Here is a 26116-nt window from a genome sequence, read left to right on the forward strand (position 1 = left end):
GTCACGTCATCGAGCGGGCGGCCGCCGCCGGACCGGCCGGGTCAGGGGCGTTCCGGCAGCACGCACAGCTCGTTGCCCGACGGGTCGGCGTACACCCGCCAGGGCAGCGCGCCCCACCCAGGGTGCAGCTCCCGCCCGCCGAGCCCGGCGATCTGCGCGGCGACCTCGTCGGGGTCGTCGCCCGCCTCCAGCCGGACGTCGAGGTGCATCCGGTTCTTCCCGGCCCGCTTGGCGGCCGGCTCCGGGCACATCTCGAGCAGCGGGCCGCGCCGCGAGGGATGCCGCAGGGTGCGGGGCGCCACCCCGGGTGCGTCGGTCCATCCGGTGAGCCGGGACCAGAACTCGGCGTCGCGGTCCGGATCGGCGGAGTCCAGCGGGAGCGCCGCGATCGGACCGGTGTCGACGTAGGCCGGGCGCTCCTCCATCACGCAGAACGGGTTGCCCTCCGGATCGGCGAGCACCACCCAGGGCACGTCCCGCTGACCGATGTCGAGCGGTCGCGCGCCCAGACCGAGCAGCCGGTCGACCACCTCGTCCCGCCGGTCGCCGCCGAACAGGTCGGCGTGCAGCCGCAGCGGCTCGGACGGCGGCTCGGCGACGCGCTGCAGACACAGGTCCAGCACCGGCCCGCCCTCGACGGCGAGCCGGGTCTCGAAGATCCCGGGCTCGTCGGTGAGCCGCTCGCCGCCGACCACCGCCTCCCAGAACCGGCCCAGCCGGGCCGGGTGGACGGCGTCGAACACCAGGTTCTCCAGGAACACCCGCCCACCGTAGGTCCGAACGGAAAGCGGGGCCCGGCCGTGTCGGCCGGGCCCCGCATTCGTCGGCTACTGCGTACTCAATGATCCAGATGATCGGGTGCTGTTCTGATGAATCGCCCTCCCCAACCTCTCGACCCGGTCGCCGTCCCTGTGGCGTCAGGACTGCCTTCGTTCGATGCCCATATCTATAGTCAGCGCTGCAGATCGCGTCAAGCCCTCCGCGCCGGTTCCGCCGGATCGCGGTGATCGCCGGAGCGGTCCCGGCGCACTATGGTGCAGATCACCCCGGGTCGTGACCGGCTGGCGGGCGGGGCCGGTGCATCGCAGGTCGATCACCGGTCGGCGGGGCGCCGGTCCACTCTCGACGGCCGCGGCGGCCCGGCCGCGGACGACCCGCGACACCCCTCCCCGGTGATCGTTGTTGGACGCTCGGGTGGGTGGGTGTAGCGTGATGATCGGTCACCGTAAGTTCTGAAGTTCGTTTCTCTGAGCGCGCTCGCGGAATGATGATGCGGGCGGATTCGCTGTCTGTGGTGTAGCTGTAGCTGGCTGCCGTCTGGGAATCGCAGTGACCCGGGCAGCCGCAGGACGTGGTTGTTCCGTCCACAAAGCTAGGCAACGAAGGAGCATCCACATGGCTACCGGCACCGTGAAGTGGTTCAACGCCGAAAAGGGCTTCGGCTTCATCGCCCCCGACGACGGCGGCGCCGACGTGTTCGTGCACTACTCGGCGATCGACGCCTCGGGCTTCCGTGAGCTCTCCGAGAACCAGTCCGTGACCTACGAGGTCACCCAGGGCGCCAAGGGCCCGCAGGCCTCGAACGTCACCATCTGACGTTCCTCGGCACACCGGCGGTGGTGTCCCTCCTCGGAGGGGCACCACCGCCGTCGTCGTTCGTGGCCCGCTGCCGATCGTGTGGTGCGGGTCACACTCATTTCCTGTCAGGTGCTGTCGAGAACGCCCGACCGGCTCCGTCCCCGGCGTGAACGTGACCAGAATGGGTCACGGCCGTACGGAGGAGGGCCACGATGGCCAAGTACCTGCTGCTCAAGCACTACCGCGGCGCCCCGGCATCGGTGAACGACGTCCCGATGGAGAAGTGGACCCCGCAGGAGATCACCGACCACGTCCGGTACATGCAGGACTTCGCGGACCGGCTGGAGCAGACCGGTGAGTACGTCGACGGGCAGGCGCTCGCCCCCGAGGGGACGTTCGTCCGGTACGACGGCGAGGGCCGCCCGCCGGTCACCGACGGCCCGTTCGCCGAGACCAAGGACCTGATCGCCGGCTGGATGGTGATCGACGTCGACAGCTACGACCGGGCCGTCGAGCTCGCCGGGGAGCTGTCCGCCGCACCCGGGGCCGGCGGGGAGCCGATCCACGAGTGGCTGGAGCTGCGCCCGTTCCTGACCGCGCCGCCGACCATCCAGGAGTGACCGGCGATGGACGGCGCCCTGCTGCGGACGCTCACCCCGGCGGTGACCGCGATCCTGGTCCGCCGCGGTGCCGACTTCGCCACCGCCGAGGACGCCGTGCAGGAGGCGCTGGTCGAGGCGGTCCGGGTCTGGCCGTCCGATCCGCCGCGGGACCCGAAGGGCTGGCTGGTCACCACGGCCTGGCGGCGGTTCCTGGACGGGGCCCGGGCGGAGTCGGCCCGCCGCAGGCGTGAGGAGCTGGTCGAGGCCGAGCCGGCACCGGGCCCGGCGGCCGGGACGGACGACGCGCTCCAGCTGTACTTCCTGTGCGCCCATCCGTCCCTGCCGCCGTCGTCGGCGGTGGCGCTCACCCTGCGCGCGGTCGGCGGGCTGACCACCCGGCAGATCGCGCAGGCGTACCTGGTTCCGGAGGCCACCATGGCCCAGCGGATCAGCCGGGCCAAGCGCACCGTGGCGGACGTGCGGTTCGACCGGCCCGGGGACGTCGCCGTCGTGCTGCGGGTGCTGTACCTGGTGTTCAACGAGGGGTACCGGGCGACCGGGGAGGTCGACCTGGCCGTCGAGGCGATCCGGCTCACCCGCCGGCTCGCGGCCGGGATCGACCATCCGGAGGTGGCCGGGCTGCTCGCGCTGATGCTGCTGCACCACGCGCGGCGCGCGGCCCGCACCGCGCCCGACGGGAGCCTGGTGCCGCTCGCCGAGCAGGACCGCGGCCGGTGGGACACCGCGATGATCGCCGACGGGGTGCGGGTGCTGCAGGCCGCGCTGGCCCGCGACCGGCTCGGGGAGTACCAGGCGCAGGCCGCCGTCGCCGCGCTGCACGCCGACGCCCGCACCGCGGCCGGGACCGACTGGGTGCAGATCGTGGAGTGGTACGACGAGCTCGTCGCGCTCACCGGCAGCCCGGTGGTCCGGCTGAACCGGGCGGTGGCGCTCGGCGAGGCCGACGGCCCGCGGGCCGGGCTCGCCGCGCTCGCCGAGCTGGACGGATCGCTGCCCCGGCACACCGCCGCGATGGCCTACCTGACCGAGCGCGCCGGGGACCCGGCGACCGCGGCCGCGCTGTACGCACGGGCCGCCGCGGCGGCGACCGACCTCGGCGAGCGCGACCACCTGGTCCGGCAGGCCGCGCGGCTCAACACCCGGCTGCGCGGCTGAGCAGCGGCCGGGCACCCGGCCGGGCGGTGCGGCCGCACCGCTCAGGCGTCGAAGTCGACCGTCGCGGTGGCGGACACCGGCCGGCTCTGGCAGGTGAGCACGAAACCGGCGGCGACCTCGTCGTCCTCCAGGGCGAAGTTGCGGCGCATCTCGACCTCGCCCGCGGTGACCCTGGCCCGGCAGGTGCCGCACACGCCGCCCTTGCAGGCGAACGGCATGTCACCGCGGACCTTCTGCGCGGCGTCCAGCACGGACTCGGTGCGCGGCAGGTCCAGTGTGGTCGACCGTCCGTTGAGGACGATCGTGACCGCGCTGCCGGTGCCGCCGGGCGCCGGATCGTCCTCGGCGCGGTGCGGCTCCGGCGGCGGCTCGCCGACGTAGAACAGCTCGCGGTGCACCCGCGCCCGGTCCACGCCGTGCTCGGTCAGCACGGTGACGGCGTCCTCGGTCATCCCGAGCGGGCCGCACAGCCACCAGTGGTCCACGCCGGGGACGTCCACCAGCCCGGTGAGCAGCCTGCGGAGGCGGTCGGCGTCGAGGCTGCCGTTGACGATCTCCGCCTCGGTGGGCTCCCGGGACAGCACGTTGATCAGGTGCAGCCGCGGGCCGTAGGCGTTCTTCAGGTCGGCGATCTCCTCGGTGAACATCACCGTGTCGGTGCGCCGGTTGCCGTAGACCAGGGTGACCTGCGTGTCGTCGTGCGCGGCGAGCACGGACGCGGCGATCGACAGCATCGGCGTGATCCCCGAGCCCGCGGCGACGAGCGCGTGATGGGCGCCCGCGGCCTGCACCGGCGTGAACGACCCGCCCGGCGGGCCGACCTCCACCAGGTCGCCCGCGGCGAGCCGGTCGACCAGCCAGCCGGAGAACAGCCCGCCGTCGACCCGGCGGACCCCGATCCGCGGGGCGGCGCCGGCCGGGGAGCAGATCGAGTACGACCGGCGCTCCTCCCCGTCGGCGGTCACCGTGCGCAGCGTCAGGTACTGGCCGGGCCGGAACGCGTAGTGCGCGCGCAGGTGTTCCGGCACGTCGAAGGTGACCGCGACGGCGTCCTCGCACAGCCGATCGACGTCGGCCACCCGCAGCCGGTGGAAGCCCGCCGGGAGGTCCGCCGGTGCGTCGACCGTGCCGGGTTCGGTGAGCAGCATCAGAGTTCCTTCATGTGCTCGAACGGCTCGCGGCAGGCCGTGCACCGGCGCAGCGCGGTGCACGCGGTCGGGCCGAACCGGGAGAGTTCCTCGGTCGCCGGCGACCCGCACTGCGGGCAGCGCACCACCGACGACGGCGGGTCCAGGACCAGCGGGACCGGGCCGGGCCCGGCCGCGGTGGCCGCGCCCGGCGGGGCGACGCCGGCGTCGGCGAGCTTGCGCCGGCCGGCCTCGCTGATCCAGTCCGTGCTCCAGGCGGGGGACAGGACGGTCGTCACCTCGACCGGGCCGTAGCCGGCGGCGGTCAGCGCACCGGCGATGTCGGCGCGCATCTCCTCGATCGCCGGGCAGCCCGAGTAGGTCGGGGTGATCGTGACGGCGACCCGGCCGCCGTCCTCGGTCACCGACCGGATCACCCCGAGATCGTCCAGGGTGAGCATCGGCATCTCCGGATCGACCACGGCCGCCACCACGTCGCGGGCGCCCAGGCCCGGCAGCAGGCCGGTCACCACGTCGCCCCCGGGTGCCGGCGGGCGAGGCTCTGCAGCACGACGAGTGCCTGCTCGAGCTTCTCGGTGTGCACGCCCTGGCGGCCGCCGCGGCCGCCGATGGTGCCGGCCGCGGGCACGTCCGGGCGGGTCAGCGTGGCGCGGTCGAGCACCCGGTCCAGCACGGCGTCGACCTCGTCGCGGGTCTGCGCCGGGTCGGCGGCGATCCCGGCGGCGACCAGCCTGCGTTCGACGTCGGAGGTGCGGAACAGCTCGCCGAGGTAGGGCCACACCCACTGCAGCGCGTCCTGCATGCGCGCGTGCGACTCCGGGGTCCCGTCGCCGAGCCGCAGCACCCAGCGTGCGGCGTGGTCGCGGTGGTAGGCGACCTCCTTGACCCCCTTCGCGGCGACCGCGGCGAGCACCGGATCGGCCGAGTCCCGCAGCCGGTCGAGCAGCGCGAGCCGCCAGGCGGAGAACACCAGCAGCCGGGCGACGGCGCGGGCGAAGTCCAGCTCGTCGGACGGCTCGGTGAGCGCGACGCAGCGGAACTCCGCGACCTCGCGCCAGTGCGCGAGATCGTCCTCGGTGCGGGCGGTGCGCCCGTCGAGGAGCCCCTCGACGTGCCCGGCCCGGGACAGCAGCACCCGGGCCTGGCCGAGCAGGTCGAGCGCGGTGTTGGCGAGCGCGACCTCCTCCTCCAGCTCGGGGGCGTTCGACACCCACTCGGTGAGCCGGTGGCTGTAGACCAGCGCGTCGTCGCCGAGCATCAGGCAGTACTCGGCGAGATCGGCCGGATCGGCGCCGTCCGGGACCGGCGCGGCGATCTCCGCACCGGCCTCGGAGAAGCCGGAGCCGAACGCCCAGCGGGGGTCGTCGGCCTCGGTCAGCGCGTCGTAGACGTTCCCGCTCACAGGTGCGGCACCTCCTCCGGGATCTCGTAGAACGTCGGGTGCCGGTAGACCTTGTCCGCGGACGGCGCGAAGAACGGGTCCTTCTCGTCCGGGCTGGACGCGGTGATCAGGTCGGCGCGCACCACCCAGATGGAGACGCCCTCGTTGCGCCGGGTGTAGACGTCGCGGGCGTTGTGCAGGGCCATCTCGTCGTCGGCGGCGTGCAGCGAGCCGACGTGCACGTGGTTGAGGCCGCGCTTGCCGCGGACGAACACCTCGTAGAGCGGCCAGGACCGGCGGGCCGGCGTGCCGGCGCTCGGGGCGGTGGTCGGGGTGGTGGTCGGGGTGGTGGCCGGGGTGGTGGCCTCGGCGGTGCCGCCGCTGCCGGTGTCCGGGGTGGTCATGCGCCCGCCTCCGCCCGTGCCGCCCGCTTGTCCGCGTAGGCCCGGGCGGCCTCGCGCACCCAGGCGCCGCTCTCGTGCGCCCGGCGCCGGTGCGCCAGCCGCTGCCGGTTGGCCGGGCCGGCCCCGGAGACGACGGCGGTGAACTCCGACCAGTCCGGCTCGCCGAAGTCGTGCGCCTGCCGCTCCTCGTTCCAGCGCAGGTCCGGGTCCGGCAGCGTGACGCCGAGCGTGGCGGCCTGCGGGACGGTCATGTCGACGAACCGCTGGCGCAGCTCGTCGTTGGTGTGCCGCTTGATGCCCCACTCCATCGACTGCCGGGTGTTCGGGGAGTTCCCGTCGGCCGGGCCGAACATCATCAGCGACGGCCACCACCAGCGGTCCACCGACTCCTGCACCATCGCGCGCTGCGCGTCGGTGCCGTTCACCATCGCCAGCAGCGACTCGTAGCCCTGCCGCTGGTGGAACGACTCCTCCTTGCAGATCCGGATCATGGCCCGGGCGTAGGGACCGTAGGAGCAGCGGCACAGCGGGACCTGGTTGGCGATCGCGGCGCCGTCCACCAGCCAGCCGATGACGCCGATGTCGGCCCAGGACAGCGTCGGGTAGTTGAAGATCGACGAGTACTTCTGCTTCGCGTCGATCAGCTTCTCGGTCAGCTCCTCGCGGTCCACCCCGAGGGTCTCGGCGGCGGCGTAGAGGTACATGCCGTGGCCTGCCTCGTCCTGCACCTTGGCGAGCAGGATCGCGCGGCGGCGCAGCGAGGGGGCGCGCAGCAGCCAGTTGCCCTCCGGCTGCATGCCGATGATCTCGGAGTGCGCGTGCTGGGCGATCTGGCGGATCAGGGTCCTGCGGTACGCCTCGGGCATCCAGTCCCGCGGCTCGATCCGCTGGTCCGCCGCGATCGTCGCGTCGAACCGGGCCTGCAGGCTCTCCGGCGTGTGCGGGTCAGCCGTCGTCACGATCCACCTTCCAGCGACCGAATGTTCGTTCGTCCAGAGGGTGGACCAGTACCGGCCCGGAGCGCAAGTGGGACGGGACTCAGCCGGCGGCGGGATCCGGCTCGGGGGACCGCTCCATCCCGGTGGCGAGCCTGCGCAGCAGCTCGTCCAGGACGGCCACGTCGGGCCCGACGATCTCGGTGAACCGCTCCCGGACCCCGGCCACGGCGGCGTCCCAGCGGGCCAGCGCCGCCCGGCCACGGGCCGAGGCGAAGATCAGCACCCGGCGCCGGTCGTGCTCGTCGGGCCTGCGCAGCACCAGGTTGGCCGAGACCATGCGGTCGACCAGCTTGGAGCACTTGGGGGCGAGCATCAGCGCGTGCTCGGCGACCACGTTCATCGGGCAGCCGCCCCGGTCGGCGAGCAGCGACAGCACCCGCCACTGGTCGAGATCGGCACCGGCCGACCGCAGCGCGTCGTCCAGCCGTTGTGTCGCGGCACGCTCGGCCATCGAGAGCAGGCGCAGCGTCTCGTCGCTCACCCGAACGCACCCCGGGCGGACATCATCCTCGACCATCCCCCCGAACAGAGCAGGACACGCAGGTGGAAGACCTTTAGCGTAGCCGCATGACGCCCCCGCGTCTCACCGTGCCGCCCGCGTCCCGCCGGGACGTGCTCACGATGGCGCTCGTGGTGCCGCTGCAGGGCCCGGCCGGGATCTTCGGCCCGTCCTGCGAGAGCTGCGGGACGCTCGCCATGGAGGAGACCAACGACGAGGGCGGCGTGCTGGGCCGCGAGCTGCGGCTGCTCCCGGTGGACGGCGGCGCCGCCCCGGAGGAGGTCGCCCGCGAGGTCGCCGCGCTGGTCACCGCGGGTGCGGTGCAGGCGGTGACCGGCTGGCACATCTCGGCGGTCCGCGAGGCGGTCGCGCCGGCGATCGACGGCCGGGTGCCCTACGCCTACACCGCGCTCTACGAGGGCGGCGAGTCCCGGCCGGGGGTCTTCCTCACCGGCGAGACGCCGGACCTGCAGCTCGGCCCGACCCTGGACTGGTTCGCCGGGACGGCCGGCGTCCGGCGCTGGACGATCGTCGGCGACGACTACGTCTGGCCGCGCCGCTCGGCCGACGCGGCCCGCCGGTTCCTGCGCCGGATCGGCGGCACCGTCTGCGACGAGATGTACGTGCCGCTGGGCACCACCCGGTTCGACGACGTGCTGCGGCGGGTCGAGCGCAGCGGCTGCGAGGCCGTGCTGATGCTGCTGATCGGCGACGACGCCGTCGCGTTCAACCGGGCGTTCACCGCGGCCGGGATGGACCGCGACATCCTGCGGTTCAGCTCGCTGATCGACGAGAACGTGCTGCTCGCCTCCGGGGCGGAGAGCACCCGCGGCCTGATGACCTCGGCCGGCTACTTCGAGGACCTCGCCACGGCCTCCGGCCTGGACTTCGCCGCCTGGTACGCGCGCCGTTTCGGGCCGGAGGCCCCGGTGCTGAACAGCCTCGGCGAGTCCTGCTACGAGGGGGTCCGGCTGCTGACCGCGCTGATGCGCCGGGCCGGGGCCACCGACGTCCGGTCGATGGTCTCGGTGTCCGACGGGCTGTCCTACGAGAGCCCGCGCGGCACCGTCGAGCTGCGGGACCGGCACCTGCGGCAACGGGTGTTCCTGGCCGCGGCGGACGGCCTGAGCTGGGACGTCCTCCAGCAGCTGTGACCGTTGACACCATGCGCCTTCCGCTATAGCTTTCCTAGGAAATTATTTCCTAGGACGAGCGAGGATGGCATGGCGACCTACACGTACCGGTGCGGCACCGACGGCCCGGTCGACGTCCGCCGGCCGATCGGCACCGCCCCCGCCACCCTGGCCTGCCCGGCCTGCGGCGCCGAGGCGGCCCGGCTGATCACGCCGCCGATGCTCGGGCTCGCCGACCGGGGCCGGATGGGGCTGATCGACCGGGCCGAGGCGAGCCGGACCGAGCCGCAGGTCGTCACCTCGCTGCCGTCGGCGGCCGGCGCGCCGCGCCCGAACGCCCGCATCGATCCCCGGACCCGGGGCCTCCCGCGCCCCTGACCCGCTGACGTCACCGGCCGTCCCGCGTACCGGGCCCGGCCGGCCCCACCCACGACGGGCCACCGGCCCGTCGTGCGATCCCGCCTGCCCCGCCCCTCCGGGCGGTCCCCGATGAGATGGAAGGTGTGTTCGTCATGCCCGAGGTCGTGTTCCCGCTCGACTCCCGCAAGAAGTTCACCGAACAGCAGATCGTCGGCCACAACCGGTGGCATCCCGACGTCCCCGCCCAGGTCCGGGTACGCCCCGGCGACAGCTTCCGGGTCGACTGTCGCGAGTGGTTCGACGGGGCCATCCGCAACGACGACTCCGCCGACGACATCCTCAACGCGCCGCTGGCCGGCGTGCACGTGCTCTCCGGGCCGATCCACGTCGAGGGCGTGCAGCCCGGCGACCTGCTGATCGTCGACATCCTCGACGTCGGCCCGATCCCGCAGGAGGACTCCGGCCCGCTCGCCGGGCAGGGCTGGGGCTACACCGGCGTGTTCGCCACCCGCAACGGCGGCGGCTTCCTGACCGAGCAGTTCCCGGACGCCTACAAGGTGATCTGGGACTTCCGCGGCGGCGTCGCCACCTCCCGGCACGTCCCGCACGTGTCGTTCACCGGCATCGTCCATCCCGGACTGATGGGCACCGCGCCGTCGCACGACCTGCTGCGCACCTGGAACGCCCGCGAGCAGGCCCTGATCGACACCGATCCGCAGCGTGTCCCGCCGCTGGCGCTGCCGCCGAACCCGGACTCGGCGATCCTCGGCTCGCTGACCGGGGCCGACTTCGACCGGGCCGCGGCCGAGGCCGCCCGGACCGCGCCGCCCCGGGAGAACGGCGGCAACCAGGACATCAAGAACCTCACGAAGGGCAGCCGGGTGTTCTACCCGGTGTTCGTCGACGGGGCGAAGCTGTCCATGGGCGACCTGCACTTCTCCCAGGGCGACGGCGAGATCACCTTCTGCGGGGCGATCGAGATGGGCGGGTTCATGGACCTGCACGTCGACGTCATCAAGGGCGGGATGGACAAGTACGGCGTCTCCGAGAACGCGATCTTCATGCCCGGCCGGACCGATCCGCAGTACAGCGAGTGGCTGGCGTTCTCCGGCACCTCGGTGACGCTGTCCGGCGAGCAGCGCTACCTCGACTCGCACCTGTCGTACCAGCGGGCCTGCCTGCACGCGATCGAGTACCTGACGCAGTTCGGGTACTCCGACATCCAGGCGTACATGATCCTCGGGGCGGCGCCGATCGAGGGCAGGCTGTCCGGCGTCGTCGACATCCCGAACTCGTGCTCCACGGTCTACCTGCCGACCGAGATCTTCGACTTCGACGTCCGGCCGGGCAAGGACGGCCCGGCGACGATCGACCCGGGACAGGGCGTCCCGGTGGCGCGGGCCTGAGGAACCGGCGATGGGATCCGTCGGACTGCTGTTCGTCGGCGCCGTCCTGTTCATCAACGGCGTGATGCTGCTGGGATGGGTGGACGCGCGGTCCGCGGCACCGATGAACTTCTTCGTCGGCGGCCTGCAGATCATCACGCCCACCTATCTGATCTTCACCGCGGGCGGCGACCCGAACGTCATCCTGGCCGCGTCCGGGCTGTACCTGTTCTCCTTCACCTATCTCTACGTCGCGCTGAACATCACGCTCGGCCTGGACAGCAGCGGGCTCGGCTACTTCTGCCTGTTCGTGTTCCTGTCCGCGCTGGTGTTCTCCTGGCTGAACTTCACCCGCTTCGCCGATCCGGGGTTCGGCGTGATCTGGCTGCACTGGGCGTTCCTGTGGCTGCTGTTCTTCGTGCTGCTCGGGCTCAAACAGGACCGGATCGGCCGCTACACCGGCGCGGTCTGCGCGATCCAGGGCTGGGTGACGGCGTGGCTTCCGGCGCTGCTGCTGCTCACCGGCGGCTACCAGCAGTTCGCCGGGACGGTCGCGGTGGCGCTCGCGGTGTTCGGCGTCGTCGTCTACGGCGGGCTCTACGTGGTGCTCGGGCGCGGGTCCGACGCCGCGCCGGTCGCCCCGGCCGGGGACCGGAGCGTCCCGGCCTGAACCGGCTCCCCGCACCGGCGGGCCGCGGTCCCGGGTGGACCGCGGCCCGCTACGTGCGGGTGAGGATCAGCCAGACCAGGTAGGTGAGGTAGGTGGCGACGAGCACGCCGCCCTCGAACCGGGTCAGCCTCGCCCCGGTCCGCATCGCGATCGCGGTCCCGACCGTCGCGACCGCGAGCAGCACCAGGTCGGCGTCGACCACGTCGGGCGGGACGTCGATCGACGCGCCGGGCGCCGCGAGCACGGTGATGCCGAGGACCAGCGCGATGTTGTAGACGCTGGAGCCGACCAGGTTGCCCACGGCCAGCCCGGTCTCCCCGCGGGCGATCGCGACGAGCATCGTCACCAGCTCCGGCGCCGACGTGCCGATCGCGACGACGGTCAGCCCGATCACCGCCTCGTCCACACCGAACGCCCGCGCCCCCTGCACGGCGCCGTCGACCAGCAGCTCCGCCCCGACGACGACCAGCACGATCGACGCGGCGAGCACCAGCAGCTGCACCACCGGCCCGCCGCTGCCGCCGGTGTCGGCCTCCGCCGTGACGTCCTCCCGGCGGCTCGTCCGGAAGATCAGCACGGTGTAGGCGACGGCGCCGGTGAGCAGCAGCGCACCGTCCAGCGGGCCGAGCGACCCGTCCCGGGCGAGCAGGAAGAACACCAGCGTCGCGACGACCATCGCGGGCAGGTCGAACCGCAGCGTCCGGCCGCTGAACAGCACCGGCCGCAGCAGCGCACCCAGGCCGAGCACGAACAGCAGGTTGACCAGGTTGGTGCCGACGATGTTGCCGGTGGCCAGGCCGGCGCTGCCCGAGCGGGCGGCGTCGATGCCGATGGCGAGCTCGGGCAGGCTCGTGCCGACCGAGACCACGGTCAGCCCGATGACCATCGGGGACAGCCCGAGCCGGCTCGCGAGCCGGGAACCGGCCCGGACCAGCAGCTCGGCGCCGACCAGCAGCAGCGCGAGGCCGCCGAGGCCGAGCAGGATCGGCTGCACCTCGGGTCACCCGGTGCCGGGGGAGGGCCTGCGCATGGGAGCAGCTTCCCACCCGGGTGCCGGGACCGGCGCCGGCGCCGCGCCGGTGGATCAGGCGATCCGCAGCCGGGGCCGGACGGGCCGCAGGACCCCGGACGCCCGGCCCAGCCCGTGCCGCAGCTCCGCCTGCGCGCGCTGCGGGCTCCCGCCGGGGCCCCGGAGGGCGCGTGCGGCCGGGCCGGTCAGGCTCCGGCCGGTGCAGAACGTCAACGGCCAGCGCAGGTCCGGTGCCTGGGCGGCGGCGAGCAGGCCGGCGCCGTCGTCCGGCCGGACGGATCCGGTGTGCAGCGCGACGCCGGCGAACTCCGGCGGCACCACGCAGCGCAGCACCTCCCGGGTCAGGGCGCCGTGGCCGGCCGGGTCGACCGGCTGCCCGGACCCGGTCCCGGGCAGCGCCGCGCCCGGGCCGAGCACGGTCGCCCGCGGATCGACCCCGGCGTCGTCGAGCTCCCCGGCCAGCCGGGTCAGCAGCGCCGCCAGGGTGGTCGCCGCCGCGTCGGCCGGGTGCCCGCCGTCGCGGGCGATGCCGCAGTGCAGCAGCGGGACGAGCCCGGCGTCCTGGGCGGCCCGGGCGTACCGGGCGAGCACGTTGGCGTTGGACCGGATCGACCAGGTGGACGCCCCGGCGACGGTCCGGGCCCGGCAGCTGACGAACCGGGCGCCCGCCCCGGCGTGCTCCGCCATCCGGGCCGGCAGGTCGTCCGTCCCGCCGAGGACGGTCTCACCGGGTGCGCCGGGCAGCGGGATCCGGCCGGGATCGGCCCGGACACCCGGGAGGATCCCGGCGTCGGCCCACGGCCGGTCGGGCCCGCGGCGCAGGGCCGCCGCAGGGAGCACCAGCCCGCTCACGTACTCCGGCAGCCCGGGGATCGTGAGGACCAGCTGCCGGAACCCGCGCTCGTCCGGGCCGTCGGGGCCCGCGTCGAGCGCGAGGATCCCCCGGGGGTGGCCGACGAGAGCACCCGCCGTCGCCCGCATCCCGTGCATGGACACCTCCTCGGCGACCGGCGACACCGCGTCGCGGTCGTGCCGCGACGCTAGGACCGGCCGGCGGCCGGTCGCCTCCCCGCAACGGAGGATCCGGCGGGGTAGCCGCCGGTCATCGCCGGACGCCGGTGAGCCAGTCGCACCAGCGGTCGATCCCGGCGCCGGTGAGGACGCTCGTCTCGACGACGGCGGCGTCCGGGTTGACCGCGCGCAGGTTGCGGTAGAACGCGTCGAGCTCGAACGGGAGGTGCGGCAGCAGGTCGATCTTGTTCACCACGACCAGATCGGCGGACCGGAACATCACCGGGTACTTGAGCGGTTTGTCCTCGCCCTCGGTCACCGAGTAGACCATCGCCCGGGAGTGCTCCCCGACGGCGAACTCGGCCGGGCACACCAGGTTGCCGACGTTCTCGATGATCACCAGGTCGAGCTCGTGCAGCGGCAGCCGGGGCAGCGCCGAGCGCACCATCGGGGCGTCCAGGTGGCACTCGCCGCCGAACCCGTTGCCGGTGTTCACCAGGGTGACCGCGGCGCCGAGACCGGCGAGCCGGTCGGCGTCGATGCTGGTCTCGATGTCGCCCTCGACGATCCCGATCCGCGGCCCGCCGGCCAGGCGTTGCAGGGTGGCCCGCAGCAGCGAGGTCTTGCCGGCGCCGGGTGACGACATCAGGTTCACCACGGTCACGCCCGCGGCCTCGAAGTCGGCCCGGTTCGCGGCGGCGGTGGCGTCGTTCTCGTCGAAGATGCGCTCGAGCACGCTCACCCGCTCCGGCCCGGTGTCGTAGCCGGAGTGGTCGCCGAGATCCGCGCCGTGCCCGTGCCCGTGCCCGTGCGCCTGGCCGTGCTCGTGGGTGTGGCCGTGCCCGTGGGAGTGGCCGTGCTCGTCGTGCCGGTGGAATCGACCCATGGTCAGGCCTCCGTGAGTTCGAGTGAGGTGATGAGGAACTCCTCCCCGGCGACGACCTGCACCGCGGTCCCGCCGCAGTGTGCGCACACCAGGACAGGGGCGTCGAGCTCGGTGGTGCCCGCGCAGCCGGTGCAGCGGATCCGGGCGGGCACCGACTCGATGCACAGCTCCGACCCGCCGAGCGGGGTGTCGGCGTTCACCAGCGACCAGCAGTAGGTCAGCGTCGCGGGCACCACCTGCCGCAGCTGCCCCACCTGCAGGTTCACCCGGCGGACGCGTGCGGTGTCGGCGTGCCGCTCGACGACCCCGACGATCGAGCGGCAGAGGGACAGCTCGTGCACGGCGGCTCCTTCCGGATGGTGGGCACGGTCAGCGGCGCATGTCAGCGGCACATGTCAGCGGCGCAGCGTCTCCGACGGCGACTCGCCCCAGCGCTTGCGGTACTCGACCGAGAAGCTGCCGAGATGGTGGAAGCCCCACCGCTCGGCGACCGCCGTGACGGTGATCCCGTCGCGTGGCATCGCATCGGTCAGCTCGTCGCGGATCCGGTTCAGCCTGCGCTCCCGGATGTAGGCGACCGGGGACGTCCCGAGCTCGTCGCGGAACGCCTGCTGGATCGACCGGACGCTCATGTGCACGCTGCGGGCGAGCAGGTCCATCGTGATCCGCTCGCCCAGGTGCGCCTCGATGAACTCGGTCGCCTCGCGCACGACCCGGCGCCCGGTGGAGCTCGTGGGCCGGGTGATGTCGGCGTGGTAGTTCGAGGGCTGCAGGAACAGCAGGCTGGACATCAGCAGCTCCTCCACCGCCCCGATGCCGTGCCCGTGCTGGACCAGCGAGTCCGGGTAGTACACCTCGGCGTGCAGCAGCTGCACCGCGGTGTTCCAGCGCATCGCGGGCTCCGCGGCCAGGTCGAACTCCGGCTCGAAGCTGATCGGGTGCGGGAGCCGCCGCCCCAGCAGCCGGGTCAGGTAGGCCAGCAGCGCCTGCTCCTCGATCCGGAGCAGCAGGATCGGCGAGTCGTGGTCGAAGTGCATGGTGAGCGCGGTGCCCGGGCTGGTGACCAGGGCGCGCACCGTGTTCGCCTCGAAGGCGACCCCGGAGCCGTGCTCGCAGACCACCCGGCCGTTCGTCGGCATGCAGACCGTGAAGTACGGCCCGAGCGCCGGGATGTCCAGCGTGGCGGCCACCGTCAGGTCCAGGTACAGCAGGCTGATGTCGCGGAGCTGCACCCCGAACAGGCTCGCCGCGAATCCCGGGTCCTGCGGGTGGCGCAGGTCGAGCGTCGCGGCCGACAGCACCTTGCCGACCATGAAAGCCGCTTCCCACAGCTCCTCCGAGTAGAAGATCTCGTGCTCGGCCAACGCCGGCGGGACGCCGCGGGACCGGATCTTCCGTCGGACGGGCCCCCGGGTTCGCCGGATGTCGATCGAGCGCAGTCGGGACAGACGAGACATGAGCCGCTCACAACTCCGTGATCCGTGCGGAATCCTCCACCCTGCACGCAAGTTCGTCTCGCAGAACAGCGCATGACCGTCACAAGGTCCGCGCGATCGCGACAGTCGCTGCGCAGAAGAGATAGGCCGGGCCGATCCGCGGGCCTAGCCTTGTGCCTCACCTCACACGCTCGCCCACCACCGAGGAGGAACCCGTGACCGTCAACGGTCAGCTCGCCGCGCGGTCGCCTGCCGACGGGCTCGTGGAACGGCTGGACGACCCGGAGGTCGCCGCCGCGCTCGGCGACATCCTCGAGCACGCCGACCTGCTCGCCCTGCTGGTCGAGTCGCTGGACGGCGTCATCCGGCGCGGCGACGCCATCACCGAGGCCGTCGCCGGCGGGATCCGCGACCTCCGGTCCGGGGGGCTCCCGGCGGAGCTCGCCGATCTCGACCTGCGCGGGCTGCTCGGCAGCCTCGTCACGCTGTCCGGCGGGGTCGCCGGTGCGACCCCGCAGCTGCAGACCCTGCTCACCTCGTCGCTGCTCACCGACCCGCGGACGGCGGACACGCTGGTGCTGTTCGGCGAGGCGCTGGTCGAGGGCCGGGAGCGGGCGTCCGCCGGGGCCGCGCCACCGTCCGGCGTGTTCGGCCTGCTGCGCACGCGGCGCGACGACGACGTCGCCCGCGGCCTCGCCGTCCTGCTCGAGACCGCGCGGGCGCTCGGCCGCCGGGTCGGCTGAGCGCACACCACCCACCACCACACCACGTCCGAACAGATCGCACCGGCGGCTCCGGCCACCGGCCCACCACGGCCCGCCGCGGGGCGGAGCCTGCCGAGAGGAGTCCCCATGGCATCCGTGCTGTGGTTCCAGGGCGGAGCGTGCAGCGGGAACACGATGTCGTTCCTCAACGCGGAGGAACCGAACGTCGTCGACCTGATCGTCGACTTCGGGCTGGACCTGGTCTGGCACCCGTCGCTGGGGCTGGAGCTGGGGAAGAACGCCCAGAAGGTCTTCTGGGACTGCGTGAACGGCGAACGCCCGCTGGACATCTTCGTGTTCGAGGGCACCGTCATCGAGGCCCCGGACGGTTCCGGCCGGATGGACATGTTCGCCGACCGCCCGATGAAGGACTGGGTCACCGACCTGGCCGCCGCCGCGCAGATCGTCGTCGCCATCGGCGACTGCGCCTGCTTCGGCGGGATCCCGGCGATGGAGCCCAACCCGTCCGGCTCGACCGGCCTGCAGTTCCACAAGCGGGCCAAGGGCGGCTTCCTCGGCCCGGACTTCACGTCGAAGATGGGACTGCCGGTGATCAACGTCCCGGGCTGTCCCGCACACCCGGACTGGATCACCCAGATCCTGGTCGCGCTCGCCACCGGCCGGGCGGGCGACATCACGCTCGACGACATGCACCGGCCGGAGACCTTCTTCAAGTCCTTCACCCAGACCGGCTGCACCAGGGTCCAGTTCTTCGAGTACAAGCAGTCGACCTACTCGTTCGGCGAGGGCACCCGCACCGGCTGCCTGTTCTACGAGCTCGGCTGCCGTGGGCCGATGACGCACTCGCCGTGCAACCGCATCCTGTGGAACCGGCAGTCGTCGAAGACCAGGGCCGGCATGCCCTGCCTCGGCTGCACCGAGCCCGAGTTCCCGCACTTCGACCTCGCTCCGGGGACGGTCTTCAAGACCCAGAAGGTCAGCGGTGCCATCCCGAAGGAGGTCCCGGAGGGCAGCGACCACCTGACCTACATGGCGCACGCGGCCGCGGCGAAGATCGCGGCGCCGCAGTGGTCCAAGGAGGACATGTTCGTCGTCTGAGCCGCCTCGCACGCCGGTGTTCCCGAAAGGACCCCCACCACCATGAGCACACTCGATCTCCACGTCAGCCCGCTCGGCCGGGTCGAGGGCGACCTCGACGTCCGGGTGACCGTCGAGGACGGGATCGTCACCTCGGCCTGGACCGAGGCCGCGATGTTCCGCGGCTTCGAGATGATCCTGCGCGGCAAGGACCCGCAGGCCGGCCTGATCGTCACCCCGCGGATCTGCGGGATCTGCGGTGGCAGCCACCTCTACAAGTCGGCCTACGCGCTGGACACCGCGTGGCGCACGCACATGCCGCAGAACGCCACCCTGATCCGCAACATCTGCCAGGCCGCCGAGACCCTCCAGTCGATCCCGCGCTACTTCTACGCGCTGTTCGCGATCGACTTCACGAACAAGAACTACGCGAAGTCCCCGCTGTACGAGGAGGCCGTCCGCCGGTTCGCCCCCTACGTCGGCACCAGCTACCAGCCGGGCGTGGTCCTCTCGGCCAAGCCGGTCGAGGTCTACGCGATCTTCGGCGGGCAGTGGCCGCACTCCAGCTTCATGGTGCCCGGCGGGGTGATGAGCGCGCCGACGCTGGCCGACGTCACCCGGTCCATCGCGATCTTCGAGCACTGGAAGGACAACTGGCTCGAGAAGCAGTGGCTGGGCTGCTCGGTCGAGCGCTGGCTGGAGAACCGGACCTGGGAGGACGTGCTGGCCTGGGTCGACGAGAACGAGTCGCAGCACGACAGCGACTGCGGGTTCTTCATCCGCTACTCGCTCGACATCGGGCTCGACCGCTACGGCCGCGGGGTCGGGAACTACCTGGCGACCGGCACCTACTTCGAGCCGTCGCTGTACGAGAACCCGACCATCGACGGCCGCAACGACGCGCTGATCGGCCGCTCCGGCATCTACGCCGGCGGCAGCTGGCACCCCTTCGACCAGGCCCGGGTCAGCGAGGACGTCACGCACTCGTTCTACGAGGGCACCGGATCGCTGCACCCGTTCGAGGGCGAGACGAACCCGATCGACCCGGCCGTCGGCGCCCGGCAGGGCAAGTACAGCTGGGCGAAGTCACCGCGCTACGACGTCCCGGGCCTGGGGCAGGTCCCGCTGGAGGCCGGGCCGCTGGCCCGCCGGATGGCGGCGGGCGGACCGGGCGCCGCCGCCCACCAGGACGACGATCCGCTGTTCGTCGACATCGTGGACCGGATGGGCCCGAGCGTGTTCGTCCGCCAGCTGGCCCGGATGCACGAGGCGCCCAAGTACTACTCCTGGGTGCGGAGCTGGCTGGACCGGCTCGACCTGAAGGAGAGCTTCTACACCAAGCCCACCGAGCACAGCGAGGGCCGGGGATTCGGCTCCACCGAGGCCGCCCGCGGCTCGCTCTCCGACTGGATCGTGATCGAGGACGGCAAGATCAAGAACTATCAGGTGGTCACGCCGACGGCCTGGAACATCGGTCCGCGCGACGGTGCCGAGCTGGCCGGGCCGATCGAGTCCGCGCTGGTCGGCTCGCCGATCGTGGACGCCGACGATCCGGTGGAGCTCGGCCACGTCGCCCGCAGCTTCGACTCCTGCCTGGTGTGCACGGTGCACGCCTACGACGGAAGGACCGGGCGCGAGCTGTCGAAGTTCGTCGTCAACGGAATGGTGTGAGTCCGACGTCCGCCACCGAACCACCGGACCTGGAACCGCCCGGCTGCGCCGTGCTGGTGATCGGCTGCGGGAACCTGCTGCGCGGCGACGACGGGATCGGCCCGGTGCTGGTCCGGCACCTCTGGGAACGCGGGGTGCCGGACGGCGCCCGGCTGGTCGACGGCGGCACCGCCGGGATGGACGTCGCGTTCCAGATGCGCGGCGCCGGCCGGGTCGTCGTCGTCGACGCGGCGGCGACCGGCTCGGAGCCGGGGACCGTGTTCCGCGTCCCGGGCGCCGAGCTGGCCGACCTCCCGCCGCTCGAGGGGGTGCACACCCACTCGTTCCGCTGGGACCATGCGATCGCGCTGGCCCGGTGGGCGCTGGGGGACGCCTGCCCGGACGACATCACGGTCTTCCTGGTCGAGGTGGCGGGCGTGGAGTTCGGCGCCGAGCTGTCCGAGCCGGTGCTGCGGGGGATGGAACAGGTGATCGAGATGGTGGAGCGGGACTACCTCGCAGCGCTGCGGCCCGACATCGGCGCGGCGGACGACCCGGTCGAGTTCACCGCGGACGGCTACCTCCGGCTGCCCGCCCGGCTCGCCGCCGGCCGGTTCCCGTCGGACGCCGCGATCGCCGCGGTGCGCGACGACGACCTCTGGCTGGTCCCGCTGACCGGCCCGCGCAGCGGTGGCCTGCTGCTCAAGCAGCGCAACCCGGCCGGGGACCGATCGGTGCTCGTCCGCGAGGTGCTGGGCGAGCGGGTGGTCAGCGGACCCCGCCCGACCGCATGGGACGACGAGCAGAAGGCGTTGCGGATCCCGCTCCGGGAGGCGTGACCGGCGATGAGCGGGACACCGGACGAGCACCCCGGGACCGCACCCCGTCCGGCCGGCTCGGTGGACGAGGCGCTGGACGTGCACACCGAGGTCGTGCACGAACGCGGCCGGTGGATCGTCGAGATCGTCGTCGTCTTCGCCGACGGCGTCGTCCGCAGGCGCATCAGCTCCCACCCGACCGAGGCACGAGCCAGGATCTCCGCCCGGCTGATCCGGCGGGCCGCCGAACGAGACACGCGAGACCTGCGATGAACACGGGGGACCCCCAGATGGCCGACCGACCGCACGAACCCGACCCGTCCGCACCGCCCACCCGCCCGCAGCCGCTCGGCGTCCTGCCGCTGCCGCTCGGGTACCTGCTGGTGCCCGCGGGGGAGGACACCGACCCGGCCCGCCTCGACCTGCTCGCCGGGCGGATCCCGGCGAGCTGGCCGGACCGGATGCGCGCGCACCGGCTCGCGCTGGCCGGGGACCGGGCCGGGGCGCTCGCCGCCCTGGACGCCGAACCCGCGCCCGGACCGGTCACCCGGTACAACCGCTTCGTCCTCGACCCGGACGGGGCGGCCCGCCACGGCACCGACCCGGACCGGCTCCGCCGGGAGCTGGGCGAGCTCGGCGTCCTGGTCGATCTGGTGCTGTTCGCGCTCGGCCGGACCGACCTGCCACCCGGTGACCCGGCCGGACGGCCCGGCGGCGAGATCGGCGCGCTCGTGCTGTCCGCCCGGGCCACCCACGTGCTGGGCACCGACGGCGCCGGCGCGGCCGTGGCCCTGCTGGAGCGGGCGGCCGAGCAGGCCGCGCCGGTGTCACCGCCGCTGGAGGGGCTGCTGCTGGCCGCCGCCGCGGGGATCCTGCGCGAGCGCGGCGACGTCGACTGCGTGCCCCGCTTCGAACGGGCGCTGGCCCTGCTCGAGGACGCCGACGGCCTGCGGGTCGGCCGGGCCGAGGTGCACCTGGAGCTGGCCGGGGCGCTGCACGAGCAGGCCGACGACCGGCCCGACCTGCTGAACCGCGCGGTCCCGCACTATCACGCCGCGCTGCAGCTGGTGCGCCGGGAGGACGCCGCGCTGACCTGGGCCGCGGCGCACGCCGGGCTGGCCACCGCCTACCTGACGATGCCGATGGTCGAGGCGTCCGGGCAGCTCCGGCTGGGGATCGCGGCCCAGTCGCTGCGGGCCGCGCTGACCGTCTACACCCGGGCCGACCACCCCGCCGAGTGGGCCAGCCTGCAGCTGAACCTGGCCAACTCGCTGGTCTACGGCCCGACCGCGCACCGCGAGGAGAACCTGGTCGACGCGGTCGAGATCTACCAGGCGGTGCTGGAGACCAGGGACCGGCACAGCGATCCGCTCGGCCGGGCCAGGGTGCTCAGCAACCAGGGGACGGTGCTCGCCCACCTCGGTGCCTTCGACGACGCCAAGGCCCGGCTCTACGAGGCCCGCTTCCTGTTCGAGGAGCACACCGACGAGGCGTCGGTGCGGGCGGTGCGCGGCGTGCTCGACGAGATCGCCCGGCAGGTCGCGCTGGCCCGCACCGCCGAGCACGACGCACCGGCACCCGCACCCGGCTGAGCCCCACCGATCACCCACCCACCCCCCACCGAGCGAGGAACGGCCATGACGACCTCGGCAACCCCGACGGCCCCGGTGACGGAGCCGGGCACCGAACCGACCTTCGAGGAGCTCGCCGACCGCGTCGACCGTGCCGTGCGTGCGCTGGCCGATCTCGACCCGGCCGCCAGGACCGCGGCCGACGAGCTCCGGTCGGCGCTGGAGGCGGTGCACCGGGCCGGGCTGGTGCAGATCGTCCGCCGTCTCAAGGACGACCCGGCGACCCGGCCCGCCCTGTTCGAGCTGGCCGACGAGCCGGTGGTGCGGATGCTGCTGTCGTTGCACGGGATCGTGCGCGAGCCCCCGTCGGTCCGGGCCGAGCGGGCACTGGCCGGGGTGCGCCCGCAGCTGGCGAGCCACGGCGGGAACGTGCTGCTGGACCGGGTCGAGGGCGCGACCGCCTACATCCGGCTGGAGGGCGCCTGCAACGGCTGCTCGATGTCGTCGGTGACGCTGCGCGATCTCGTCGAGTCCAGCCTGCTCGACGGCGTACCGGAGATCACCGCGGTCGAGGTGCTGCCGAACCGGCCGTCCCCGACCCTGATCCCGCTCGACGAGCTGCGGATCGGACCGGACCCGGCGACCCGGGGCTGGTCGCGGGCCGGATCCACCGCACAGTTCCCGGTGGGCACGGTGCACCCGGTCGAGGTGGACACCGCGGGCGGGCGGACCTCGCTGATCGTGGTGAACGTCGACAACGGGCTGGCCGCGTTCCGCAACGCCTGCGCGCACGAGGGGCTCCCGCTCGACGACGCGATCCTCGACGTCACCGGCGGCACGCTCACCTGCCCGTGGCACGGCTTCTGCTTCGACGCCGGGTCCGGGGAGTGCCTGAGCGCACCCGGCGCCCAGCTCGAACGGCTCCCGATGCGGGTCGAGCTCGACACCGTCTGGGTCCGGGCCGACCCGTGAGCAGGCTGACCGTGCGGCACACCGTCGCGGGCCGACCGGTGCGGACCGATCCCGGCACCGATCCGGCGCTGGCCGGTGGCTGGGCGCCCGGCGCCCGGCTGGGCGCACCCGCGACCGGCGGGCTGGCGCTGCCGTCGGCGACGCCGTCGCGGTCCTGGCTGTACTCGCCGCGCGGCGTGCACCTGGATCCCGGGCTGCTCGCCGTCGCCGACACCGGCAACCACCGGGTGCTGCTCTGGCACGGCCTGCCGGACACCGACGAGCAGCCGGCCGACGTCGTCCTCGGCCAGCCGGACGCGGTCACCGAGGGCCGCGCGGCCGGTGGACGCGGCCCGGAGAACGGGATGAGCCTGCCCACCGGGGTGCTGGTGCACGACGGCAGGCTGGTCGTCGCCGACGCGTGGCACCACCGGATCCTGGTCTGGGACTCCGTCCCGCGCTCCGACGACGTCGCCCCCGACCTGGTGCTCGGGCAGCCGGACCCGGCCGGCGTCGAGCCGAACGCGGGCGGCGCCTGCTCGGCGGCCACCTTCTACTGGCCGTTCGGCATCGGGATCGTGGACGGCCGGTTCTGGGTCGCCGACACCGGGAACCGCCGGGTGCTCGGCTGGGACGGCGGGATCCCCGGGCCCGGGCGCCCCGCGGACGTCGTGCTCGGCCAGCCCGATCCGTCCGCCCGCGAGGAGAACCGCGGCGAGGGCGTCGGGCCGGCGAGCTTCCGCTGGCCGCACGCGATCACCGGCCGGGACGGACTGCTGCTGGTCGCCGACGCCGGGAACCACCGGCTGCTGGGCTGGGCACCCGCCCCGGACGCCGACCGGCCCGCGTCCTTCGCGATCGGCCAGCCGGGCCTGGACACCGGCGACGAGTGGCCCTACGCCCCGCAGACCGCCGCCGGGCTGCGCTTCCCCTACTCGGCCTGCCTCGATCCCACCGGCGACCGGCTCGCGGTGGCCGACACCGCCAACAACCGGGTGCTGCTGTGGGACACGGTGCCGGTCGACGGCCGCGGCGCCCGGCACGTGCTCGCCCAGCCCGACTTCGCCGGGAACGGGGAGAACCGGTGGGCCGCGGTACTGGCCGACACGCTGTGCTGGCCCTACGGGCTGTCCCTGCACGGCGACCGGATGGCGGTGTGCGACTCGGGCAACAACCGGGTCGTGCTGTGGCACCGCACGGAGCCGCGGCCGTGAGCGCCCCGGCAGCCGGTGCGCTGCGCCGCCGGGCGGTGGTGACCGGCGTCGTCCAGGGCGTCGGGTTCCGGCCGTTCGTGCACCGGCTGGCCACCGAGCTGGGTCTGGACGGGCTGGTCGGCAACGACTCGGCGGCGGTGTTCCTGGAGATCGAGGGTCCGGCCGCGGCCCTCGACGAGTTCGACCGCAGGCTGCGCGCCGAGGCACCGCCACTGGCCCGGATCGAGTCGGTGCACTGGACCGGTCTCCGCGCGACCGGCCCGGCGGCGGGCACCTTCCGGATCGACGGCAGCCGGGCCGCCGGGGGAGCGGCGACCACGGTGCCCCCGGACGTCGCCACCTGCGCCGCCTGCGTCCGCGAGCTGTTCGACCCGGCCGACCGCCGGTACCGGCACCCGTTCGTCACCTGCACCGACTGCGGGCCGCGGTACACCATCATCCGCGGCCTGCCCTACGACCGGCCGGCCACCACGATGGCCGGGTTCGGGATGTGCGCGCGCTGCGCCGCCGAGTACGCCGATCCGGCCGACCGGCGCTTCCACGCCCAGCCGATCGCCTGCCCGGACTGCGGCCCGACGCTCGGCTACCGCGGCCGGGACGGGCAGCGCAGCGGGGACGCCGCGCTCGCCGCCGCGCAGCGGGCGCTCGCCGCCGGGCGGATCGTCGCGGTCAAGGGCCTCGGCGGCTACCACCTGGCCTGCGCCGCCGACCGGGCGGACGCGGTGGCCGAGCTGCGCCGGCGCAAGGCCCGCACCGGCAAGCCGTTCGCGCTGCTGGTCCGCGATCTCGACGCCGCCGCCCGCTACGCCCGGATCTCGCCCGGCGAGGCGGCCGTGCTCGGCTCGGCGCAGCGGCCGGTGGTGCTGCTCGACCGGCTGCCCGCAGCGCCGGTCGCGGAGCAGGTCGCACCGGGGAACCCGCTGCTCGGGCTGCTGCTGCCCTACACCCCGGTGCACCATCTGCTGCTCGCCCCGGTACCGGGCGATCCGGCGCCCTGCCCGGACGCGATCGTGCTGACCAGCGCGAACCTCAGCGACGAGCCGCTGTGCCACACCGACGCCGACGCCCGCGACCGGCTGCCCGGGCTGTGCGACGCGGTGCTCGACCACGACCGGCCGATCGAGGTGCCGTGCGACGACTCGGTGGTCCGGGTCGTCGACGGCGAGCAGCTGCCGGTCCGGCGCTCCCGCGGCTTCGCCCCGCTGCCGGTCGACCTGGGCGTCGCCGGGCCGCGGGTGCTCGCCGTCGGCGGCGAGCTCAAGAACACCTTCTGCCTGACCGAGGGCCGGCACGCGTTCTGCTCGGCGCACGTCGGGGACATGGGGTCGCTGGAGACCACCGTCGCGTTCGACCGGGCCGTCGCCCGGCTCACCGCGCTGCGCGGGCACCCGGACCGGGTGGTCGCCGACCTGCACCCCGGCTACCTCACCCGGGACCGGGCCGAGCGGCTCGCCGGGGACCGGCCACCCGATCTCGTGCAGCACCACCACGCGCACGTGATGTCGCTGCTCGCCGAGCACGGCCGGCTCGGCAGCCCGGTCGTCGGCGTCGCGTTCGACGGGACCGGGTACGGCACCGACGGCACCGTGTGGGGCGGGGAGATCCTGCTGGTCGGGCCGGACGGCCACCGGTTCACCCGGGCCGGTCACCTCGCACCGGTGCCGCTGCCCGGCGGCGACGCCGCGGTCCGCAACCCGTGGCGGATGGCGCTGGTGCACGCCCGCGCCGCCGGGCTGGCCCGGACCCGCGATCTCGCCCCGGTGCGGGCCGTCACCGCGGCCGAGCTGGCCGCGCTGGAGTCCCAGCTGGACAGTGGCCTGGGCTGCGTGCCGACCAGCAGCGTGGGGCGCCTGTTCGACGCCGTCGCCTCGCTGCTCGACGTCCGGCACCGGATCGGGTACGAGGGCCAGGCCGCGATCGAGCTGGAGGCGCTCGCCGCGACCGTGCCGCCGGGACCGGACCCGGACCGGCGGTCCCGGCCGCCGCTGCCCGGGTTCGCCGTCGGCGCCGACGGCGTGCTCGATCCCGGGCCGGTCGTCCGCGGGATCGTGGCGGGCCTGCGCGACGGGACCCGGCCCGCCGAGCTGGCCGCCGCGTTCCACCGGTCGCTGGCCGACGCCGTCGTCCGGGTGATCGGCGTGGTCGCCCCCGGCCCGCGCACCGTCGGCCTGACCGGCGGGGTGTTCCAGAACGTGCTGCTGCTGCGGGAGACCCGGCGGCGGCTGCGGGCGGCCGGCCACGAGGTGCTCACCCACCGCGTGGTCCCCCCGAACGACGGCGGCCTGGCGCTCGGCCAGGCCGCGATCGCGGTACTGACGGCCCTGGCCGAGCCACCCGGCCCGGGCGGACCGTCGGCCGACCACCACCACGCACGACCAGGAGGGTCCAGCCCATGTGCCTAGGAATCCCCGGG

28 protein-coding genes are annotated in these 26116 nt (G+C 73.9%); 16 read left to right on the plus strand and 12 right to left on the minus strand.

Going from position 1 to position 26116, the window contains the following annotated elements:
• Nucleotides 1-41: 41 nt before the first annotated feature.
• Entirely contained in the window at nucleotides 42-761 is a 720-nt protein-coding gene (locus tag ABD160_RS18070; RefSeq protein WP_344023937.1) for a VOC family protein, read from the minus strand.
• Between the two features lie 634 nt (nucleotides 762-1395).
• Between ABD160_RS18070 and ABD160_RS18075 the strand changes: the two genes are divergently transcribed.
• From ABD160_RS18075 to ABD160_RS18085, 3 genes are all read left to right on the plus strand, one after another.
• Nucleotides 1396-1596 carry a cold-shock protein gene (locus ABD160_RS18075; protein ID WP_344023939.1) on the plus strand — a complete coding sequence of 67 codons (201 nt, stop codon included), beginning with the start codon at nucleotides 1396-1398 and terminating at the stop codon, nucleotides 1594-1596.
• Between the two features lie 194 nt (nucleotides 1597-1790).
• The gene (locus ABD160_RS18080; RefSeq protein WP_344023941.1) at nucleotides 1791-2198 is read left to right on the plus strand and encodes a YciI family protein; all 408 of its coding nucleotides are present in this window, start codon (nucleotides 1791-1793) and stop codon (nucleotides 2196-2198) included.
• 6 nt (nucleotides 2199-2204) lie between these two features.
• Nucleotides 2205-3356 (plus strand): RNA polymerase sigma factor, encoded by a 1152-nt coding sequence (locus tag ABD160_RS18085; RefSeq protein WP_344023943.1) that lies wholly within the window; start codon nucleotides 2205-2207, stop codon nucleotides 3354-3356.
• Between the two features lie 41 nt (nucleotides 3357-3397).
• Here the strand turns inward: ABD160_RS18085 and paaE are convergent, their stop codons facing one another.
• From paaE to ABD160_RS18115, 6 genes are all read right to left on the minus strand, one after another.
• A complete protein-coding gene (paaE, locus tag ABD160_RS18090) occupies nucleotides 3398-4504 on the minus strand; it encodes a 1,2-phenylacetyl-CoA epoxidase subunit PaaE (RefSeq protein ID WP_344023945.1) in 1107 nt (368 codons plus the stop codon).
• A complete protein-coding gene (gene paaD, locus ABD160_RS18095) occupies nucleotides 4504-5016 on the minus strand; it encodes a 1,2-phenylacetyl-CoA epoxidase subunit PaaD (protein WP_425563630.1) in 513 nt (170 codons plus the stop codon). The genes paaE and paaD overlap by 1 nt, the downstream gene beginning before the upstream one ends.
• Nucleotides 5010-5906: a 1,2-phenylacetyl-CoA epoxidase subunit PaaC gene (paaC, locus tag ABD160_RS18100; RefSeq protein WP_344023946.1), complete on the minus strand. Its 897-nt coding sequence runs from the start codon at nucleotides 5904-5906 to the stop codon at nucleotides 5010-5012. Before paaC ends, paaD begins: the two co-directional genes overlap by 7 nt.
• Nucleotides 5903-6160 (minus strand): 1,2-phenylacetyl-CoA epoxidase subunit PaaB, encoded by a 258-nt coding sequence (gene paaB / locus ABD160_RS18105; protein WP_425563634.1) that lies wholly within the window; start codon nucleotides 6158-6160, stop codon nucleotides 5903-5905. Before paaB ends, paaC begins: the two co-directional genes overlap by 4 nt.
• Before the next feature lie 125 nt (nucleotides 6161-6285).
• Nucleotides 6286-7248, minus strand: coding sequence for a 1,2-phenylacetyl-CoA epoxidase subunit PaaA (gene paaA / locus ABD160_RS18110; RefSeq protein ID WP_344023950.1), 963 nt, complete (start codon nucleotides 7246-7248; stop codon nucleotides 6286-6288).
• A gap of 79 nt (nucleotides 7249-7327) precedes the next feature.
• Nucleotides 7328-7768: a MarR family winged helix-turn-helix transcriptional regulator gene (locus ABD160_RS18115; RefSeq protein WP_344023952.1), complete on the minus strand. Its 441-nt coding sequence runs from the start codon at nucleotides 7766-7768 to the stop codon at nucleotides 7328-7330.
• A gap of 86 nt (nucleotides 7769-7854) precedes the next feature.
• Here ABD160_RS18115 and ABD160_RS18120 point away from each other — a divergent pair, with 86 nt between their 5' ends.
• The 4 genes from ABD160_RS18120 (at nucleotide 7855) to ABD160_RS18135 (ending at nucleotide 11334) form a co-directional block, all read left to right on the plus strand.
• Nucleotides 7855-8940, plus strand: a complete 1086-nt coding sequence (locus tag ABD160_RS18120) for a substrate-binding domain-containing protein (RefSeq protein WP_344023954.1) — start codon at nucleotides 7855-7857, stop codon at nucleotides 8938-8940.
• Between the two features lie 69 nt (nucleotides 8941-9009).
• Nucleotides 9010-9297 (plus strand): FmdB family zinc ribbon protein, encoded by a 288-nt coding sequence (locus tag ABD160_RS18125; RefSeq protein WP_344023956.1) that lies wholly within the window; start codon nucleotides 9010-9012, stop codon nucleotides 9295-9297.
• A 134-nt stretch (nucleotides 9298-9431) separates the two neighbouring features.
• Nucleotides 9432-10685 carry a formamidase gene (fmdA, locus tag ABD160_RS18130; protein WP_344023958.1) on the plus strand — a complete coding sequence of 418 codons (1254 nt, stop codon included), beginning with the start codon at nucleotides 9432-9434 and terminating at the stop codon, nucleotides 10683-10685.
• Between the two features lie 10 nt (nucleotides 10686-10695).
• Nucleotides 10696-11334 carry an AmiS/UreI family transporter gene (locus ABD160_RS18135; protein WP_344023960.1) on the plus strand — a complete coding sequence of 213 codons (639 nt, stop codon included), beginning with the start codon at nucleotides 10696-10698 and terminating at the stop codon, nucleotides 11332-11334.
• 49 nt (nucleotides 11335-11383) lie between these two features.
• On the opposite strand, the gene ABD160_RS18140 is transcribed toward ABD160_RS18135, so the two are convergent.
• From ABD160_RS18140 to ABD160_RS18160, 5 genes are all read right to left on the minus strand, one after another.
• Nucleotides 11384-12328 (minus strand): calcium/sodium antiporter, encoded by a 945-nt coding sequence (locus ABD160_RS18140; protein WP_344023962.1) that lies wholly within the window; start codon nucleotides 12326-12328, stop codon nucleotides 11384-11386.
• Between the two features lie 90 nt (nucleotides 12329-12418).
• Nucleotides 12419-13354 carry a class I fructose-bisphosphate aldolase gene (locus ABD160_RS18145; protein ID WP_344023964.1) on the minus strand — a complete coding sequence of 312 codons (936 nt, stop codon included), beginning with the start codon at nucleotides 13352-13354 and terminating at the stop codon, nucleotides 12419-12421.
• A gap of 112 nt (nucleotides 13355-13466) precedes the next feature.
• Entirely contained in the window at nucleotides 13467-14261 is a 795-nt protein-coding gene (hypB, locus tag ABD160_RS18150; protein WP_344023966.1) for a hydrogenase nickel incorporation protein HypB, read from the minus strand.
• 2 nt (nucleotides 14262-14263) lie between these two features.
• Entirely contained in the window at nucleotides 14264-14602 is a 339-nt protein-coding gene (locus tag ABD160_RS18155) for a hydrogenase maturation nickel metallochaperone HypA (protein ID WP_344023968.1), read from the minus strand.
• A gap of 54 nt (nucleotides 14603-14656) precedes the next feature.
• Complete coding sequence (locus tag ABD160_RS18160; RefSeq protein ID WP_344023970.1) at nucleotides 14657-15625, minus strand: AraC family transcriptional regulator; 969 nt, start codon at nucleotides 15623-15625, stop codon at nucleotides 14657-14659.
• Between the two features lie 287 nt (nucleotides 15626-15912).
• Between ABD160_RS18160 and ABD160_RS18165 the strand changes: the two genes are divergently transcribed.
• The 9 genes from ABD160_RS18165 (at nucleotide 15913) to hypF (ending at nucleotide 26105) form a co-directional block, all read left to right on the plus strand.
• The gene (locus ABD160_RS18165; protein ID WP_344023972.1) at nucleotides 15913-16440 is read left to right on the plus strand and encodes a DUF1641 domain-containing protein; all 528 of its coding nucleotides are present in this window, start codon (nucleotides 15913-15915) and stop codon (nucleotides 16438-16440) included.
• Nucleotides 16441-16548: 108 nt separating this feature from the next.
• A complete protein-coding gene (locus tag ABD160_RS18170) occupies nucleotides 16549-17520 on the plus strand; it encodes an NADH-quinone oxidoreductase subunit B family protein (RefSeq protein ID WP_344023974.1) in 972 nt (323 codons plus the stop codon).
• A gap of 42 nt (nucleotides 17521-17562) precedes the next feature.
• Nucleotides 17563-19170, plus strand: a complete 1608-nt coding sequence (locus ABD160_RS18175; protein ID WP_344023976.1) for a nickel-dependent hydrogenase large subunit — start codon at nucleotides 17563-17565, stop codon at nucleotides 19168-19170.
• Complete coding sequence (locus ABD160_RS18180) at nucleotides 19167-19988, plus strand: hydrogenase maturation protease (RefSeq protein WP_344023978.1); 822 nt, start codon at nucleotides 19167-19169, stop codon at nucleotides 19986-19988. Before ABD160_RS18175 ends, ABD160_RS18180 begins: the two co-directional genes overlap by 4 nt.
• Before the next feature lie 6 nt (nucleotides 19989-19994).
• Nucleotides 19995-20240, plus strand: coding sequence for a hypothetical protein (locus ABD160_RS18185; protein ID WP_344023980.1), 246 nt, complete (start codon nucleotides 19995-19997; stop codon nucleotides 20238-20240).
• A 17-nt stretch (nucleotides 20241-20257) separates the two neighbouring features.
• A complete protein-coding gene (locus tag ABD160_RS18190; protein ID WP_344023982.1) occupies nucleotides 20258-21559 on the plus strand; it encodes a hypothetical protein in 1302 nt (433 codons plus the stop codon).
• A gap of 45 nt (nucleotides 21560-21604) precedes the next feature.
• Nucleotides 21605-22510: a NifU family protein gene (locus tag ABD160_RS18195; protein WP_344023984.1), complete on the plus strand. Its 906-nt coding sequence runs from the start codon at nucleotides 21605-21607 to the stop codon at nucleotides 22508-22510.
• Nucleotides 22507-23703 (plus strand): NHL repeat-containing protein, encoded by a 1197-nt coding sequence (locus tag ABD160_RS18200; RefSeq protein WP_344023986.1) that lies wholly within the window; start codon nucleotides 22507-22509, stop codon nucleotides 23701-23703. The genes ABD160_RS18195 and ABD160_RS18200 overlap by 4 nt, the downstream gene beginning before the upstream one ends.
• The gene (hypF, locus tag ABD160_RS18205) at nucleotides 23700-26105 is read left to right on the plus strand and encodes a carbamoyltransferase HypF (RefSeq protein ID WP_344023988.1); all 2406 of its coding nucleotides are present in this window, start codon (nucleotides 23700-23702) and stop codon (nucleotides 26103-26105) included. Before ABD160_RS18200 ends, hypF begins: the two co-directional genes overlap by 4 nt.
• Nucleotides 26106-26116: the final 11 nt, after the last annotated feature.

The organism is Pseudonocardia kongjuensis, assembly GCF_039526905.1.
GTDB classification, from domain to species: domain Bacteria; phylum Actinomycetota; class Actinomycetes; order Mycobacteriales; family Pseudonocardiaceae; genus Pseudonocardia; species Pseudonocardia kongjuensis.

Excerpts from the sequence above, each read along its gene's own strand:
- ABD160_RS18075 (WP_344023939.1), top strand. The coding sequence starts at position 1,396 with ATGGCTACCGGCACCGTGAAGTGGTTCAACGCCGAAAAGGGCTTCGGC.
- ABD160_RS18080 (WP_344023941.1), top strand. The coding sequence starts at position 1,791 with ATGGCCAAGTACCTGCTGCTCAAGCACTACCGCGGCGCCCCGGCATCG.
- ABD160_RS18085 (WP_344023943.1), top strand. The coding sequence starts at position 2,205 with ATGGACGGCGCCCTGCTGCGGACGCTCACCCCGGCGGTGACCGCGATC.
- paaE (WP_344023945.1), bottom strand. The coding sequence starts at position 4,504 with ATGCTGCTCACCGAACCCGGCACGGTCGACGCACCGGCGGACCTCCCG.
- ABD160_RS18120 (WP_344023954.1), top strand. The coding sequence starts at position 7,855 with ATGACGCCCCCGCGTCTCACCGTGCCGCCCGCGTCCCGCCGGGACGTG.
- ABD160_RS18125 (WP_344023956.1), top strand. The coding sequence starts at position 9,010 with ATGGCGACCTACACGTACCGGTGCGGCACCGACGGCCCGGTCGACGTC.
- fmdA (WP_344023958.1), top strand. The coding sequence starts at position 9,432 with ATGCCCGAGGTCGTGTTCCCGCTCGACTCCCGCAAGAAGTTCACCGAA.
- ABD160_RS18135 (WP_344023960.1), top strand. The coding sequence starts at position 10,696 with ATGGGATCCGTCGGACTGCTGTTCGTCGGCGCCGTCCTGTTCATCAAC.
- ABD160_RS18145 (WP_344023964.1), bottom strand. The coding sequence starts at position 13,354 with ATGCACGGGATGCGGGCGACGGCGGGTGCTCTCGTCGGCCACCCCCGG.
- hypB (WP_344023966.1), bottom strand. The coding sequence starts at position 14,261 with ATGGGTCGATTCCACCGGCACGACGAGCACGGCCACTCCCACGGGCAC.
- ABD160_RS18170 (WP_344023974.1), top strand. The coding sequence starts at position 16,549 with ATGGCATCCGTGCTGTGGTTCCAGGGCGGAGCGTGCAGCGGGAACACG.
- ABD160_RS18175 (WP_344023976.1), top strand. The coding sequence starts at position 17,563 with ATGAGCACACTCGATCTCCACGTCAGCCCGCTCGGCCGGGTCGAGGGC.
- ABD160_RS18185 (WP_344023980.1), top strand. The coding sequence starts at position 19,995 with ATGAGCGGGACACCGGACGAGCACCCCGGGACCGCACCCCGTCCGGCC.
- ABD160_RS18190 (WP_344023982.1), top strand. The coding sequence starts at position 20,258 with ATGGCCGACCGACCGCACGAACCCGACCCGTCCGCACCGCCCACCCGC.
- ABD160_RS18195 (WP_344023984.1), top strand. The coding sequence starts at position 21,605 with ATGACGACCTCGGCAACCCCGACGGCCCCGGTGACGGAGCCGGGCACC.